This window comes from Paraburkholderia sp. (assembly GCF_047605525.1).
In the GTDB taxonomy this organism is placed as follows: Bacteria; Pseudomonadota; Gammaproteobacteria; order Burkholderiales; family Burkholderiaceae; genus Paraburkholderia.
In genome coordinates this window covers 67,335-82,043 of sequence record NZ_JASGFN010000009.1, presented here as the reverse complement: position 1 = coordinate 82,043, position 14,709 = coordinate 67,335, and the positions used below count along the sequence as shown (strand labels likewise).

Below are 14,709 nucleotides of genomic sequence, written 5' to 3'. Positions count from 1 at the left end.
TCGCATCTTATGCGGCGCTTCTTAGCGAAGTGCAGCTGTCACCGCCTCGTCAATCTGCAGCGCAAAGCGCGCTTCAACATCGGGCACCGTGTAGCCAATCGACAGTTCCAGATACGCGTCGCCTAGCACCAGCTGAACGAATGTCGCAGCCCGCAATGCAGCAGTCGATTCGTCAAATTGCTTTCGCAGAATTTTTGCAGCGAAGGCACGCACGACCTTTGCCCCATTTTCGTAAAACACCTGGCCGAGTTCCGGAAGACGCTCGGCCTCCGCAACGATGGCCCGGTAAAGCCGCAGATAATCCGGCGTGATCAGGATTTGCGCCAACGCCCATCCCAACTCGCGCAACTCGACTTCGGGAGCGCCATCGGATTGCTCGTTCTGAGCGCCAGCAAGAACTCCGCCCACCTGAGTGCACATCGAACTCACCAGACCAACGAAGAGCGCCTCCTTCGACTTGAAGTGACGGTAGACCGTCTGTTTGCCGACGCCAGCGGCGGCGGCGACATCGTCCATGGTTGCCAGGCCGAAACCCTGGCTCAAAAAAACGCTTTTTGCGCCGTCGAGGATGGCAGTCCGCTTGCGGCGTTGCAGCGGGCTCAGGCCAGGAAGAGAGGAAGCGTTCATACGAAATAAATACCAGATCGCCGACCAGTTGACAAGACTGATCAGTCTCGTTTACCTTTGCCAAAACGAGACTGACTGGTCTCGTTTTGGTGACTACTTAACTTCGCAGGCAATCGTTGGGGAGAGCGCTTTGGAACTGTTCATTACAGGTGGTACGGGCTACATCGGGCAAGCGATCGCGCGCAGGGCAATCAGCCGCGGCCATCAGGTGACCGCGCTGGTGCGCCAGGACCGGTCGGCCGCCGCCAGTGGGCTGGCACGTCTCGGTGCGAAACTGCATGTCGGCGACCTGCTTGAGCCACAGTCTTTCGCTGTGACGGCCAGTGCCGCTGATGGCGTGGTGCACGCCGCGTCGACCAACGATGCTTCCGCCGCTACTGCAGATGAGGCCGCGGTTGTAGCGATGCTTTCGCATTTGCGTCCGGGCGCGGTTTTTGTCTATACGTCGGGCACCTGGGTCTACGGCAATACAGCGGGAGAACCCGCGACTGAAGCATCAGTGCTGAACCCGACACCACTCGTCGCCTGGCGGCCCTCAGTGGAGCAACATGTGCGAGCGCTGGCAGCGAGCCGCTCGATTGCCGCGGTGATTCTCAGGCCGGCGATGGTGCACGGTTACGGTGGTGGGATCTTCGGCATGCTTGCCGGGATGGTCCGTCAGACTGGCAGTGTGAGGGTCGTCGGCGATGGTCGCAATCACTGGCCGGCCGTTCACGTCGATGATCTCGCCACGGCTTATCTAAGCGCGATGGAGCAGGCGGCAACCGGAGACAGTCGAGTCACGGGACAGATCTTCAACGTGGTCGCGGAAGAGGCCATCGCGGTTGCCGAAATGGGTGAAGCGATTCGGGCCTCGGTCGGCGCCGCTCGCGTCGAATTCTGGCCGCTCGACGATGCGCGCAAATCGCTTGGGCCGTTCGCTGATGCATTGGCGATCGATCAGACAGTCAGCGGCCAGCAGGCCCGGGGAGTTCTTGCGTGGGAACCCCATGGCCCCGGCCTGATTGAGGACATCTCTGCGCAAAAACACTTCCAGCAACCTCACGGAGCATGACGATGGCGTGGAACAGTGCGTCTCTCGAATCAACCCTCGCGATCATCGTCGCGGTTCTGTTCGCGGTGGCTGGCGTGGTCAATCTTGCAAGACCCGGCCCGGTGAAGCGCGACTTCGCACGCTGGGGCTATCCGACATGGTTTCAGTTGCTCTGTGGCGCGCTCGAATTGCTCAGTGCGGCACTTCTTCTTGGACAACAAACCAGGGTCTTGGGCCTAACGTTGGCCGGTGCGATCATGAGCGGAGCGCTCTTCACGTTGGTGCGAAATCGGGAGCCGTTCCGACATCTCGCTCCGGCGCTGGTCTTTTCGGCTCTGATTGTGGTCACCTTGGTTGCTCGCAGTTGAGGCTTCCTCACCATCGGACGAGCGAGCCTGGAACGCTAACACGCCGCGCAGGCAATCCGCGCTGCAGATACCTGAAACACGCCCGCAGATCGCCTGTCTCCCTCGCACGCACTTGAATCCCAATGTCGGTTCAACCTTTAGAAGCCGCCAGTCAGTCGCCGCGCAGGTCAATGGCCGAATTGGGCCGCGCACTGCCGTTCGACGGTGGTCAAAGCGGTCGTTCGTCGGGATCGGCCTACCATCATCGTCGGCTGAGGAACCCATACCAGCCGCTGACATCTTGCGCGGGCAGCGACCGCAAAGGGCGAACTGTACTGGAAGACGATCGAGCGGGTCTTTGATTCGGAGCAGCCATTCGGTCGACGGCTGCGATTGCTGTCCGCTCGAACGTCCAAGCTAGATGTTCGATTCCTATTTGGTTGCGGTGCTACGTATATTTAATGTGTCCCATTTTTAGTTTGGTCCGCAAACCATTTGATCTGTGGGTCTCATGCAGACATTGTGTTTTCGAAAAATCGATAGGATTTGCGGCGACACCCGGTTGCATCAAACTTTGCTGATATCTGGTAGCGCGTCCCGCGACGGTGGAATGGGCTTCAGTGGGAATTATCGTCGCAGACTTTGATGTGCGCAGATATAACGCGTCTGATAGAGTACGCGGAACCAAGTGCGGTGGAGACGTTGTGGATCTGAAACAGATGCGCTATTTCCTGGCTCTCGCCCAGGAACTCAATTTCGGCCGCGCCGCAGCCCGGCTGAACATGGCGCAGCCGCCACTCACGCGCCACATCCGCGCGCTCGAGGAAGAACTGGGCGTGCAACTGTTTATCCGCACGCCGAAGGGCGCGGTGTTGACGGAAGCGGGTCAGACCTTGCTCGACCAGGTCCCGAATGTGCTGCTATTGGCAAGCCGCGCGGAGGAGGAGACCAGACTGACCGGCGAGGGTTATCTCGGCCGCCTCGACGTCGGCATTTTCAGCTCCGGCATTCTCAACGTGATACCGCGTCTGCTGGCCGATTTTCACAAGGCGCGGCCGGCGGTGAAAATCAGTGTCCATAACATGTCCAAAGCCGCTCAGATTGCGGCCTTGCACGATCGCCGGATCTCCATCGGTTTCAATCGTCTCGTCCCCGCCGACGATGGCCTGAGTGTCGAGCCCGTGATGAAGGAGCGCTTTCTGGTGGCCTTGTATGAAGGGCATCGGCTGTGTTCGAGAAAATCGGTTTCGTTGCGCGATCTCGACGAGGAACCGATGATCCTCTATCCGAATGCTCCCGTTCACGGACTTGCACAGGAAGTTGCACTGGCCTTCCACATGGAAGGACTGCGCCATCGCGACGGCACTCGACGATGCTGGCGTGGACAGCATCGAAGTCGCGCACGGCGACGGCATCGAAGGTTCGAGTTTCAACTACGGCTTCGGCGCGCACAGTGACGTCGAATGGATTGCAGCCGCGGCGCAAAGCGTGAAGAACGCGAAGATCGCGACCTTGCTGATTCCCGGCATCGGCACGACACATGACCTGCACAATGCGTTCGACGCCGGCGCGCGCATAGTGCGAGTGGCAACCCATTGCACCGAAGCCGATATCTCTCGACAGCACCTCGAATTCGCGCGCGAGCTCGGCATGGACCCGGTCGGCTTTCTGATGATGAGCCATATGACCACGCCGCAAAAACTCGCGAAGCAGGCGAAGCTGATGGAGAGCTACGGTGCGTCATGCGTCTATGTCGTGGATTCCGGCGGCGCACTGGGGATGAACGACGTGCGCGAGCGTTTTCGCGCGTTCAAGGATGTGCTGCGGCCCGCAACGGAAACCGGCATCCATGCGCATCACAATCTCAGCCTCGGCGTCGCGAACTCGCTGGTGGCGGTGGAAGAGGGCTGCGATCGCGTCGATGCCAGCCGCCGGGATGGGTGCGGGTGCGGGCAACGCGCCGCTAGAGGTGTTCATCGCGGCGGCCGAGCGTCAGGGCTGGAATCACGGCTGCGATCTCTACAAGCTGATGGATGCGGCCGACGACCTCGTGCGTCCGCTGCAGGATCGGCCGGTGCGCGTGGATCGTGAAACGCTGGCACTCGGTTATGCCGGGGTCTACTCGAGCTTCCTGCGCCATGCCGAAATCGCAGCGGCCAGGTACAACCTGAAGACCGTCGACATTCTCGTCGAGCTTGGCAAGCGGAAGATGGTGGGCGGCCAGGAGGACATGATCGTCGATGTGGCGCTGGATCTGTGCTCGCGCGGCCGCTAACCTGAACGCGGCATAAAGTCTGAAGGGACTATGTCACGGAGCGATGGCGTTTACCACGCGTCGCTCCGATGTATCACGAAGGTTTCCATACGAGCGCCATGGTGCATCGTGACCTCGGCATTGGTCATCAATCTGGATGATTTCAGGATCGAACTCGTCGCTTCGTAGAGCCGATCGGGATCGGGGCCGTACATGTACAAATAGCCGTCATTACCATCGACGTGCAACTCGCTTTCACCGAGTTCTCCAGCACCTGCGCGCCTGATTGCACTTTGCAGCCGATGTTCGAGGGCGCTGATTTGCGCGCGGTCCTTCGAGTAGTAATCGAAATGGACCATCACGACTGGACCGGGTGGTCTCTGCGACGGTTGCGCGAGCACTGCGCTGCCGGCGAATAAAGCCGCGCCTGGCAACATGAGGAATGTTCTTCTGGTCGGCATGGGTAAGACGGAATTGTCCGCGGAACGAACGCGCATTGTGGACGATGTGAAGAGTCGCGTCGAGTGACCGGGAAGCGTATAACGGAGCTCAACGGTTCTTTCGACCGGCGGAGCCGACCAATCCTTGACGTGTGACGACGAGCGCGAGCCTGACATGCAAGCCCACCCGCTACGACTTTCTCCCGGCGACGACGTGCGCACCGCCATCGAAGACATACTGCGCCAACGCAAACTGCAAGCCGCCTTCGTCGTTCAGGGCATCGGCAGTCTCGACGTCGCGGCACTGCGATTCGCGGGAGCCGAAACGCCTACCGAAATTCGCGGCGACCTCGAAATATTGACGCTCGCCGGCTCCGTCTCGCCCGCTGGCGCCCACCTGCATATGTCCATTGCGGACGCTCGCGGGCAGGTGTTCGGCGGTCATGTGGCGCGCGGCTGCACGGTACGCACGACCGCCGAATTGTTGCTCGTGTCGCTTGCCGGGTATGTGTTCGCGCGGGAGCTCGATGCGAAAACGGGCTTCCTGGAACTGGTGATTCGCGGCGGACCGGAGGCGAACTCCGCCGGATAAATTACATGCCGGCCCCGCACGACCGCTCAACGACCCGCCAGCATCCGCCCGCCCAGGCCCATCAACAGCACGCCCGCTACCGTATCGAGCGCGGCCTTGCGCCGAACCAGCATTTGACGGACGGCGGGATGCGAGGCGAGCAACGCCATCCCGCAATACCACGCGCACGAGATGCCGATCGAAAGCCCGACGACGGCGATAACGAGCCACAACGGCGCATGCGCGGGCACCATCAGCGCGAACACGCTGCCATAGAACGCGACGGATTTCGGGTTGGTCATGCTGACGAAATAGCCCTTCCTGGTCGCGGCCCAACCGGATGCGGTGGTGCGGGCGGGCGCGGATAACGGGCGCCGCGCGGTGAGGATCATTTTCATGCCCAGCCAGATCAGATAGAGCGCGCCGGCTACCCGCAACCCGGCGCCGATCCACGCGACGTGCGTGACGATCAGGCTCAGACCCGCGATCGCGATCAGGGCCCACGTGCCGGAGGCGGCAGCCAGTCCGAGGCCGGTCATCACGCCGGCGCCGCGCGACGCAATCGCGGTCGACGTGACGATCAGAAAGTTCGGTCCAGGGCTTGCGACACTGATGAACAGAACGCCCGCGAGCGCGAGCAGGGTGTTGATGGATTGCAAGATGGATCCCCGGTGGTGGGTTGGGTACGAGTTCGATCTGCTCGGGTGGCGCGCTTTCTTTAGTCGTGTGGTTCACCCCTGAACAGTCTCCGGTTCGGGAGGGTGGGGTTTACTGTAATTGAAAGAGCCCACTCGCTGACGCATTATCCGTCGTACGTTGTACGATGAATTACATCGTTGCCTGACAACATGGCCGGCACTGAATTCCTGTTGCATTGCGATCCCTATGGATCAGGCTGCGGGCCCGATCGTTATGTCGACAGCACAGGAGAGACCCGCCCGCCACAGGCCACGAAGCGATTGCCGGATCGGGATTTTTGAGTTGTATCTCATATGATGTCTTATAACAAATAGTGACGCCTTCGCACCGCGGCCTGCCACTGAGCACGAACTGGATCCACTCCCAAGGAGATGACTGATGAAGATGCGCTCGGCCCGAGAGTTCGCCGTACTCGGCCTGTTTGTCCTGACCGTTGCCGGTTGCGGTAGCGGAGATGGCATTTCCGGCTCGAGTTCCAGTTCGACCACACCCCCCAGCACGAACCCGACGACGCCGACGAACCCGGTCTGGACGCCGGGCCGCTATGCCGGCGATACCAACCTGCCCGACTCGCCGTCCTTGCCGTCGGACACGCAGGTCTGCGCGACCCTCCAGGCAAGCAACAACCTGGTCAAGAACGCCGACGGTTCGCTGCCGCTCAGCGCGGACCCGACACCGGCGACCTACGGCGGGGCGACGACCGCGCTGAACAACCCGGACCAGGCACGAATCCAGGCCGCACTCGACGCCTGCGGCGCAGCCGTGGACGCGGAAGTCGGCGCAAAGATCACGCAGGCCGATCAGCAGGCAGCCGCAACGCAGCAGGCGGCCAATAACCCGCTCGTCAACATCGCGGGCGCGTCGAGCGAAACCCTGTCGAACCCGACTTACAAGGCCACCAAATTCGCGGTGCGTCTCGTCAGGAACAGCGGCGGCGCCGGCAATGCATTCCTGAGCGGCCCGCTGGTTCTGCCGTCGGGCGTCACGCTGTGGGTCGACGACGGCGTCACGCTGTTCGCGAGCCGCGACGTCGTGGTCTACGACAAGAGCGCGCAAGACCGGCCCAACCAGATCACCTGCGGCGCGGCGATCAACAATCCGGCCGGACTTCCCGCGCCGGCCGGCACCGCCAACGCGGGCGCGGCGACCATCGCCGGCACGAGCGGCATGCAGAACTGCTACCCGCTGATCCGCGGCACGCACACGGTCAATGCGGCGATCATGGGCACCGGCTCGATCGACGCACGCGGCTACATGCCGCTCATCAGCTCGTCGCCGCTGTATCCGACGATCCGCTGGGCAACGGGCGTAACCGAAGCATTCACGTATTCGGGCAACGACATCACCGGTGTGACGACGCCGAAGTTCAGTTGCACGAACACCATTGCGGCTTATCGCGCGGGCACGCTCGCGCCTGAAGGCACAGCTTGCGACGTGGTCACCGCAATGGGCAAGACGACGCTCACCACGCCGGCTGTCACCTATGTGGTGAACCGCCAGGCAACCAGCGTCCCGAGCGGCTACACGGTCACGGGCGGCGGCTGTACCGCCGGCACGGCGGGCTGCGCGCGCTGGGTGCCGGCAAGCTGGTGGGATATCTCGTACCACGGCAACAAGGACATCGGCGGCGGCCCGTACAGCTTCCAGGGCAACCCGGGCATGCTGTGGATGCAGCAGTCGAAGAACCTGTCGCTGTATCAGATCACGTTCCGCAACAGCACCTTCTTCACCGTCGAAGCCGACGGCGTGGATGGCCTGACCGTGTGGGGCATCAAGATCATCACGCCGTTGCTGCCGGATGCGGCGAACCAGGCAGCCGTGGGCATGAACAACGACGGCTTCGATGGCGCAAGCGGTTCGTACTCGCATCTCTATACGGGTGCGACGATCGATGCCAGCTCGACCGGCGTGAAGAACACCGACGGGGTCGACCCGAGCGTCGCGGCGGGACCGGAGCACGCGGTTCTCGGCACGGGCAGCAAGACGACGTCCGCAGGCCAGGTCTACTTCGACGGCTACGTGAAGAACGTGGCGATCGTGTACAACTTCCTGAGCCCGTCCGACGACAACGTCGCATTCAAGGGTGGTTTGCAGGATCCGCGTCCGGGCGCCACGCACGGTGCGCAGAACGGTTCGGCGGCGGCCAACATGGCATGGGGCATCGACGGCAACCGCGACGTTTCGTCGAACCGCACCTACGGTATTACGGTTGCGCACAACCATAACTACAACGGTCACGGCCTGTCGATCGGCAGCCCGACCAATGCAGGTGTGCGGAACATTCACTTCTACGACAACTACTTCGACAACATCTACGACGGCACCAGTTCGGCGACGGACATGGGCATCGTAGGCCTGCGCATCAAGAGTGGTCAGGCGCGCGGCGGCGACGTCAGCAACATCTACTACGACGGCGCATGCATGCGTGGGGTGAAGGACTTCCTCGTGTTCGACATGTACTACACGGGCCCGAGTGCCGACCCGATTTCGTACACGGGTCTGGGCTGGCTGGTGCCGAGCTTCCACGACATCAACCTCAACAATATCCGCATGATGAACATTCCGGCCAACAAGGCCGCGGGCAAGAACGGCGGCGGCAACCTGACCTTCCGTGGTCTGCATGCCGACACCGCTTACGCCAATACGCAGAGCGTGATCCAGTTGAACATGGACAACGTGGTCGCGGACAACGACGTCGTGCTGGCTATTTCGAACCTGAGCAAGCCTGTCGTGAACATCGGCTCGACCGACGGTTCGTCGCAGTCGAAGGCGGCCAACGCCACGCTGAACCTCGGCGCGAACGTGAGCCTGATTGGTCAGTCGTTCGCGCACGGTTCGGGCGGTATCCTGACGAACACGTCGAGCGGCGCGGGCAAGTACACGACCCCGACGAACACGCTGAACCTGACCGTCAATGGCAGCGACGATGCGGGAGCCGCCGGCGACACGAATCCCGCGGCGACGATCGTCTCGCAGAATCCGAAGCTGTCGTTGTGCGATCAGGCTTCGTCCTGGCCGGCTTTCCCGAATGTGAAGTAACAGCCGTTTCGTGAAAGCGCTGGACTCGCGGTGTCGTGCCGCGAGTCCTTTTTGAAGCCCCACGGGTGGCGGTGGGGCTTTCTGCTTTTGGGGCGCTGGGGGTATGGAGCATTGCTTCGAGTCAGTTGAATCCGGCCCGAATACCTGAATGACGTTGGAGCTCAATCCCTGCGATCGAACTCCGGCAGCGCACGCGTCCCCTCGACGGCGACGGCATGCAGCAGTTCAGGCTTCAGGTCGAGCAGGCGCAGGATCGTCGGCGCCACCTGCGTGGTGAGCACGCGCTCGTTGCTGACTCGTCCCGCGTGGTGAGCGTGCGGCACGTAGACCACGAGACCGGCATGACTGTCATCGGGCGCATTGCCGCCATGCTCTTCATCCTTCGATGTACTCGACGTGTAGATGACCCCCGGGTTCGGCTGGACGATGATGTCGGGCGTGCGGCCGCGCGCCGGATCGCCGAACCAGTTATCCAGTTGCGGGCCATACAGGATGTAAGCCTGCGGGCCGTCCGCGCAAATGCCGGGTGCGTTGCAGCTCAGGTTGGCTTTCAGCGTCTTCACGGCCGCGGCGAGCTGGCTTTGATCGCGCAGCCAGATCAGGCCGACGTCATCGGTCTGCACGAAGCCGGTGCCGACGAGCCCCGTTCCGTCGTTCAGGTTGCCGCTTTGCGTGCTGGCCTGCCCGAATTTGCCGTTCGGATCCAGGTAGTTGTTTGCTTCAAGCAGGCTGGTCAGCGTGTCGCCGTTTTTCACGAGCGTCGAATGATCGCTCGGCGACTGGCCATGTTTCGCCGTGACGATGATTGCCGTCGACGCATAAAGGTTGCGTTGTTTCAGTTCGGAGACGATGCGCCCCAGCGCGTCATCCAGATAGGCGATCGCGCCGGCGACCTGCGGACCCGGTGTGAAGCTCGCATCCAGATAGCCGCCGCCCGTTGCGACGGTGGCTTTCTGCGCGACGCTCAGCGTCTGGAAGTTGGCGCCGAACACCGTCGGAACAGCGGCGCTTGCCTGACCCGTCGAATCCTTGCCGTCGGTCTCGTTGATCAGCGACTGCACATGGTAATTGTCGAACTTCTCCGTATGCGTGTAGGTGTCGAGGTAATTCGTATGGGTCGCCGGATCGAGCGAATTGATTTCGGTGCGCGAAAGATCGTCGACGCCGGTGCCGGATGGTCCGTTGACCCAGTCGTAGCCCCACGCATGCTTGTCGGCCCACGCGGTACGAGCGCCATTCACTTTGCTCTTGACCACTTCGAAAACCGTATTGGTCTTCACATAATTGTGCGGATACACGGGCGTGCAGACACCATTGATCAACGCATGCGGAATGGCTTGCGGATTGAACGCACCACCGCCGTCGAGATGTGTGAGTGCTCCGCCGTTCTCCGCATCGATGCCGGTAGTTTCATCGAATACGACGTTCCAGCCCGTCTTGCCCGTGCAATTGCCGTCGGACGGCGCATAAAGCGTACGGTCGTAGGAGACATCGTAGAAGAGGCCGGCGGATTTCGGCGAACCGCCGGTCACGAGCGCCGCGAGTCCGGGAAACGAATCCGACAGGCCCGGCGTGTGAGCGTTGGCGTACGTCGTGCCCGACTTCGCCAGCAGAGCAAGATTGGGGCAGGTGTTCGAGCCGATGCAACGGGCGACATCCTGTTCGTGCAGACCGTCGAAGCTGATTAGCAGCACATGCTTGACCGGCGTGTGGTCGCGATCGCGGTCATGATCGTGATTGTCGGACGCCGCCGCGGTTGCCGTGTGCAGTCCCGCGAGCAGCGTGATGGCTGCACAAATCGCGCTTTGCTTATGCTTCCAATTCCTGATCGTCTTCATGTCTCGTCCTGTTGTTTGCCACGAAATATTGGGTAATGCGAGGACGAATTTGAAGCGCAAAGAAGTCAGTTGTGTGATTCGCTTTTTTTATTTCCTGCTACCTGGTTCCTAAGGTTCTGTTAAGGATTGGATGATCCGTATGACGCGCCGGGATGCGATGTGTCGAGTATGAAAAGCACCCGGCATAAGGAGTGGAAAAGTATCTGGTGGGGCGAAATATATCGGCACCGGAATGACCGATCGACTGCCGGAGCGTGGGCCTGAGCCGCCCCGGCGCCGTTCTAACCGGCCAGCAACGCCGTCAACTGCTCATTGAAACCCGTCACGAGCGCATGCTCGTTTGGCCCCGGGTTGTTACGCAGCATCCGCGCATTCTCGACGAGAACTTCGTCGGTATCGGTGCCGAGCGCGACCATCGTCTCGTCGATGAACGCATCGAGCGGCATCGCCTGTTCGGCGTCGCGGCTGTTCAGCAGGTCCGTGCGGACCCACGGCGGCGCGATTTCGAGTACTCGCACGCCCGCGTCCTTCAGCAGGAAGCGCTGCGACAGCACGTACGAATGAAGCGCTGCCTTCGTCGACGAATAGACCGCGCTCAGTGCAAGCGGCACGAAGCCGAGCACGGACGTCGTGTAAGCGATCACCGCATCGGGTTTCGTTTTCAGATGCTCGACGAATGCCGACGTCACGCGAATCGGGCCCATCAGATTGGTGGTGATCGTCGCGGCCATCCGTGCGTCGTCGATGCGCCCGGCAGCGGAATCGAGCAGCATGATGCCCGCGTTGTTGATCAGCACGTTGAGATCGGGATAGTCCGCGATCAGCTTCGCGGCGACGGCTTCGATGTTTGACGCGTTACCGACGTCGATTTCGATGGCCGCCATGCCGGGATTGGCGGCGATCACTTCGTCGAGCACGCCGGGCCTGCGCCCGCCGATGATGACCTTGTTGCCGCGCCGATGCAGCGCCTCGGCCAGCCCGCGGCCAATGCCCGAACCGCCACCCGTGATGAAGATCGTATTGCCGGTCAGTTTCATTTTCGAGCCCTCCAGGCGTCATGTCGTCAAACAGCAAAGCGGTCACCGAACATCGGCAGACCGCTGACAGATTCGGCGCGCGTCGCTTCTTCCTGCAACACGTCCCAATGCTCGGCCAGCTTGCCGTTTTCGATGCGGACGATGTCAGCGGCAATCCACGCACGCGCGCGGCCGTTATTGGCGAAGCGGCCATGCGCGATCACGTAGTCGCCTTCCGCGACGATCAACTGGTTCTCGTAGCGCAGGGCGTCCGGCAGCGTGCGCACCAGTGCGAAAAGGCCCTCGCGTCCGGGTGCGATGTGCGCGCTGTGCTGAATGTAGCGATCGGACCAGAAGCGTTGCGCCGCCGCATAGTCGCGCTGGTTGAAGAGCGTGTCGAAAGCCTCGAGAACGAGGGCCTTGTTCTGTTCGGGTGTGGTCTTGCTCATGATGATCTCGCAGAAGATGAAAGCGTTGCGTGGCCGGCCGACTTGCGCGTCATGGATGCTCGTGTCGCGGTGGGTTGACGGAAAGATAGGGCGCGCGAGGTCCGGCCGGTAGCCCCCGATTCGGGCTAACTCTTATGTGCCGTATGCATCAATGGAGGGGCTCGCTTGCGCGGAGCACGCTAGCGGCGGGCGGCGGCGTCGCGTAGAAAATCGGCAACGAGGTGTTCGACGACCGCGCGGCCCGCGGCACGGGTCGCGCGTCCCATCGGGAAATAGGCGTGGGCGGGAATGCCTGCGAGCTGCCAGTCGGGCAGCAGCCGCACGAGCGAGCCATCGCCGAGCTCGCGCCGGCATGCCCATTCGCTCGTCGATGTGACGCCGAGTCCCGCGCTTGCCGCGGCCACCGCGCCTTCGTTTTCGTCGGTCCAGAAGTGCGCGTCGAGATCGACTGTTATTTCGTCCTGACCGCGTGTGAAGCGCCACGCGGTCGGTACGGCCGATGCCGGGCCGCCGACGATGCGGTGCTGACTGAGCGCGTCCGGCGTGGACGGCGCGCCGTGCGCGTCGAGATAGGCGGGCGACGCGACGACGACGCGCGGGATTGTCGCGATGAGGCGTGCCGTTGCCGTCGAATCGACGAGGCGGCCGAGGCGAATCGCAACATCGACGGCATCGCGCACGAGGTCTTGCGGACGGTCGCCTAGCATCAGTTCGATACGCAGATCGGGATGAAGCGCCACGAACGACGCGAGCCGCGGAATCACCTCGCGTGTCGCGATGCTGCTCGGCATGCTCATGCGCAACATGCCGCGCAACTCGCCGCCTTCGCGCACGCTCTGCTCGGCTTCGTCGAGCGCGGCGAGGATCGGATCGATGCGCGACAGAAACTGCGCGCCCGCGTCGGTCAGCACGACGGCGCGGGTCGTGCGCGTGAGCAGCCGCACGCCGAGTTCGCTTTCCAGCTCGGCAATGATGCGCGAGGCCTGCGACTGCGACAGGCCGCACTCGCGCGCGGCCGCGGAAAAGTTCGCCAGGCGGGCGACGCGGGTATACAGGCGCAGGGCGAAGATGTCCTTCATGGGACAGGTGTCGACGTGGATGGGTATGCCGGACAGGCTAGCGAATTAATGTGTTTTATGCAATTTTCCGGCGCTAGACAACTGGCTGATGAACTATGCCCGTGCCTTCCCGACGAGTTCGCCGATCTGTTCACCCGCGACCGGGGCGCAGACGGAATAGCCCTGGCAATCCGTCTGCCTTTTCGCGCTCCGGCTCTTTGCGTCGCTCGGGAGGGGGGTGCCCTCTGTAAATCGCCCCCCCTTCGAAAACGCCAGATCCCCTCCCCGAAGGGGGGGCTTTGGAACCCGACTGCCTCTATTGTGTTTCACAAAGTTCACAAAGCATATGGAGGCACCCTCAGTGACGGCTCGAGTTCGATCGTTTATCGCGTGTAACTTTCATAAATACTTTTCGGCGCATTCGACGAGGTAAGCAGGTTCTCCGGTGTCGGGACGAAAGAAAAAGGTGATAAATGAATATCCTGTTGGTGGAAGACGATCTCATACAAGCTGATGTCGTCGAAAGGGCAATCCGGCAAGCCGGACATACGGTCAATAAGGTTGGCCAGGGCCAGGAGGCGATAACTTTTCTGGAGGCCAACGAGGTCGATCTCGTAGTGCTCGATTGGGAATTACCGGGCGTGAGCGGATTCGACGTGTTGTACTGGATACGCCGCAACCTGGGCCGCGACCCGGTCGTGCTTTTCCTGACCAGCGCAATTCTGGAAGTCGATATCGTGAACGCACTGGACGCCGGCGCGGATGATTACGTCATCAAGCCGTTCCGGGCAAGAGAGCTGGTTGCGCGGATGGGCGCACTATTGCGTCGTACCCGGCGCAGCGAGAAGATCGAAAGCGCGATAACAGTCGGACCGTACGTCTTCGAAATAACCCAGCGCAATGTGTTTCTTCACGGCAAACCGATCGTATTGACAGAAAAGGAATTTGACGTTGCCGCGTATTTCTTCGCGAACGTGGGCCGGGTGGTTTCCAAACGACTTCTGGCGAAGCTTTCCTGGGGCCGCGAATTGGACAGTACTTCCCGCACGATCGATACACATATCTATCGGCTCCGGCGCAAGTTGGCCCTGGCTCCGGAGAACGGCGTGCGTTTGACGACCGTCTATACACACGGATACCGGCTGGACGAGGTTGACGTGAGTAGCGTGGAAACGGAAACATCCGCATGCGCCGAGCCGGAAGTTCATGTCGAACGGAATGACAGCTCGGCGCAGGGAGCCTGAAACCATTTCCGTAAGCCGGCCGGGTGGACTGGGCTTCATCGCGCAGGTCTGCATTGAGTCGTAGCAAAGTTCAGCGTATCTTACAAATCACTCA

General features: G+C 61.6%; 13 protein-coding genes and 1 pseudogene. 7 read left to right on the top strand and 7 right to left on the bottom strand.

All coding sequences use genetic code 11. From position 1 onward, the window contains the following. Positions 1–21 precede the first annotated feature (21 nt). Positions 22–627: a TetR/AcrR family transcriptional regulator gene (locus QM685_RS14820; RefSeq protein ID WP_415117111.1), complete on the bottom strand. Its 606-nt coding sequence runs from the start codon at positions 625–627 to the stop codon at positions 22–24. Between the two features lie 130 nt (positions 628–757). On the opposite strand from QM685_RS14820, the gene QM685_RS14815 reads away from it, so the two are divergent. The 4 genes and pseudogenes from QM685_RS14815 to dmpG all read left to right on the top strand — a co-directional run. Continuing rightward, on the top strand, positions 758–1,681 hold the full coding sequence (locus QM685_RS14815) for an NAD-dependent epimerase/dehydratase family protein (RefSeq protein ID WP_415117110.1): 924 nt from the start codon (positions 758–760) through the stop codon (positions 1,679–1,681). Positions 1,682–1,683: 2 nt separating this feature from the next. Continuing rightward, positions 1,684–2,028, top strand: coding sequence for a DoxX family protein (locus QM685_RS14810; RefSeq protein ID WP_415117109.1), 345 nt, complete (start codon positions 1,684–1,686; stop codon positions 2,026–2,028). Between the two features lie 683 nt (positions 2,029–2,711). Further along, a complete protein-coding gene (locus tag QM685_RS14805) occupies positions 2,712–3,464 on the top strand; it encodes a LysR family transcriptional regulator (RefSeq protein WP_415117108.1) in 753 nt (250 codons plus the stop codon). Further along, positions 3,358–4,282: pseudogene (dmpG, locus tag QM685_RS14800) on the top strand (4-hydroxy-2-oxovalerate aldolase); the annotation flags it as partial. The gene QM685_RS14805 and the pseudogene dmpG, both read left to right, overlap by 107 nt. 50 nt (positions 4,283–4,332) lie before the next feature. Here dmpG and QM685_RS14795 read toward each other — a convergent pair. Then, positions 4,333–4,698, bottom strand: coding sequence for a hypothetical protein (locus tag QM685_RS14795; protein ID WP_415117107.1), 366 nt, complete (start codon positions 4,696–4,698; stop codon positions 4,333–4,335). Between the two features lie 178 nt (positions 4,699–4,876). Here QM685_RS14795 and QM685_RS14790 point away from each other — a divergent pair, with 178 nt between their 5' ends. Next, positions 4,877–5,293, top strand: coding sequence for a PPC domain-containing DNA-binding protein (locus tag QM685_RS14790; RefSeq protein ID WP_415117106.1), 417 nt, complete (start codon positions 4,877–4,879; stop codon positions 5,291–5,293). 26 nt (positions 5,294–5,319) lie between these two features. On the opposite strand, the gene QM685_RS14785 is transcribed toward QM685_RS14790, so the two are convergent. After that, on the bottom strand, positions 5,320–5,934 hold the full coding sequence (locus QM685_RS14785; RefSeq protein ID WP_415117279.1) for a LysE family translocator: 615 nt from the start codon (positions 5,932–5,934) through the stop codon (positions 5,320–5,322). Positions 5,935–6,349: 415 nt separating this feature from the next. Between QM685_RS14785 and QM685_RS14780 the strand changes: the two genes are divergently transcribed. Then, entirely contained in the window at positions 6,350–9,010 is a 2,661-nt protein-coding gene (locus QM685_RS14780) for a glycosyl hydrolase family 28 protein (RefSeq protein WP_415117105.1), read from the top strand. 161 nt (positions 9,011–9,171) lie between these two features. Here QM685_RS14780 and QM685_RS14775 read toward each other — a convergent pair whose 3' ends face one another. From QM685_RS14775 to QM685_RS14760, 4 genes are all read right to left on the bottom strand, one after another. Next, the gene (locus QM685_RS14775; RefSeq protein WP_415117104.1) at positions 9,172–10,848 is read right to left on the bottom strand and encodes an alkaline phosphatase family protein; all 1,677 of its coding nucleotides are present in this window, start codon (positions 10,846–10,848) and stop codon (positions 9,172–9,174) included. Positions 10,849–11,129: 281 nt separating this feature from the next. Then, on the bottom strand, positions 11,130–11,885 hold the full coding sequence (locus tag QM685_RS14770; protein ID WP_415117103.1) for an SDR family oxidoreductase: 756 nt from the start codon (positions 11,883–11,885) through the stop codon (positions 11,130–11,132). 26 nt (positions 11,886–11,911) lie between these two features. Beyond that, on the bottom strand, positions 11,912–12,313 hold the full coding sequence (locus QM685_RS14765) for an ester cyclase (RefSeq protein ID WP_415117102.1): 402 nt from the start codon (positions 12,311–12,313) through the stop codon (positions 11,912–11,914). 179 nt (positions 12,314–12,492) lie between these two features. After that, positions 12,493–13,392 carry a LysR family transcriptional regulator gene (locus QM685_RS14760; protein WP_415117101.1) on the bottom strand — a complete coding sequence of 300 codons (900 nt, stop codon included), beginning with the start codon at positions 13,390–13,392 and terminating at the stop codon, positions 12,493–12,495. Between the two features lie 452 nt (positions 13,393–13,844). Here QM685_RS14760 and QM685_RS14755 point away from each other — a divergent pair, with 452 nt between their 5' ends. Continuing rightward, the gene (locus tag QM685_RS14755) at positions 13,845–14,615 is read left to right on the top strand and encodes a response regulator transcription factor (protein WP_415117100.1); all 771 of its coding nucleotides are present in this window, start codon (positions 13,845–13,847) and stop codon (positions 14,613–14,615) included. The last annotated feature ends 94 nt before the right edge of the window (positions 14,616–14,709 follow it).

Excerpts from the sequence above, each read along its gene's own strand:
- QM685_RS14760 (WP_415117101.1), bottom strand. The coding sequence starts at position 13,392 with ATGAAGGACATCTTCGCCCTGCGCCTGTATACCCGCGTCGCCCGCCTG.
- QM685_RS14780 (WP_415117105.1), top strand. The coding sequence starts at position 6,350 with ATGAAGATGCGCTCGGCCCGAGAGTTCGCCGTACTCGGCCTGTTTGTC.
- QM685_RS14795 (WP_415117107.1), bottom strand. The coding sequence starts at position 4,698 with ATGTTGCCAGGCGCGGCTTTATTCGCCGGCAGCGCAGTGCTCGCGCAA.
- QM685_RS14790 (WP_415117106.1), top strand. The coding sequence starts at position 4,877 with ATGCAAGCCCACCCGCTACGACTTTCTCCCGGCGACGACGTGCGCACC.
- QM685_RS14810 (WP_415117109.1), top strand. The coding sequence starts at position 1,684 with ATGGCGTGGAACAGTGCGTCTCTCGAATCAACCCTCGCGATCATCGTC.
- QM685_RS14820 (WP_415117111.1), bottom strand. The coding sequence starts at position 627 with ATGAACGCTTCCTCTCTTCCTGGCCTGAGCCCGCTGCAACGCCGCAAG.
- QM685_RS14775 (WP_415117104.1), bottom strand. The coding sequence starts at position 10,848 with ATGAAGACGATCAGGAATTGGAAGCATAAGCAAAGCGCGATTTGTGCA.
- QM685_RS14765 (WP_415117102.1), bottom strand. The coding sequence starts at position 12,313 with ATGAGCAAGACCACACCCGAACAGAACAAGGCCCTCGTTCTCGAGGCT.
- QM685_RS14770 (WP_415117103.1), bottom strand. The coding sequence starts at position 11,885 with ATGAAACTGACCGGCAATACGATCTTCATCACGGGTGGCGGTTCGGGC.
- QM685_RS14755 (WP_415117100.1), top strand. The coding sequence starts at position 13,845 with ATGAATATCCTGTTGGTGGAAGACGATCTCATACAAGCTGATGTCGTC.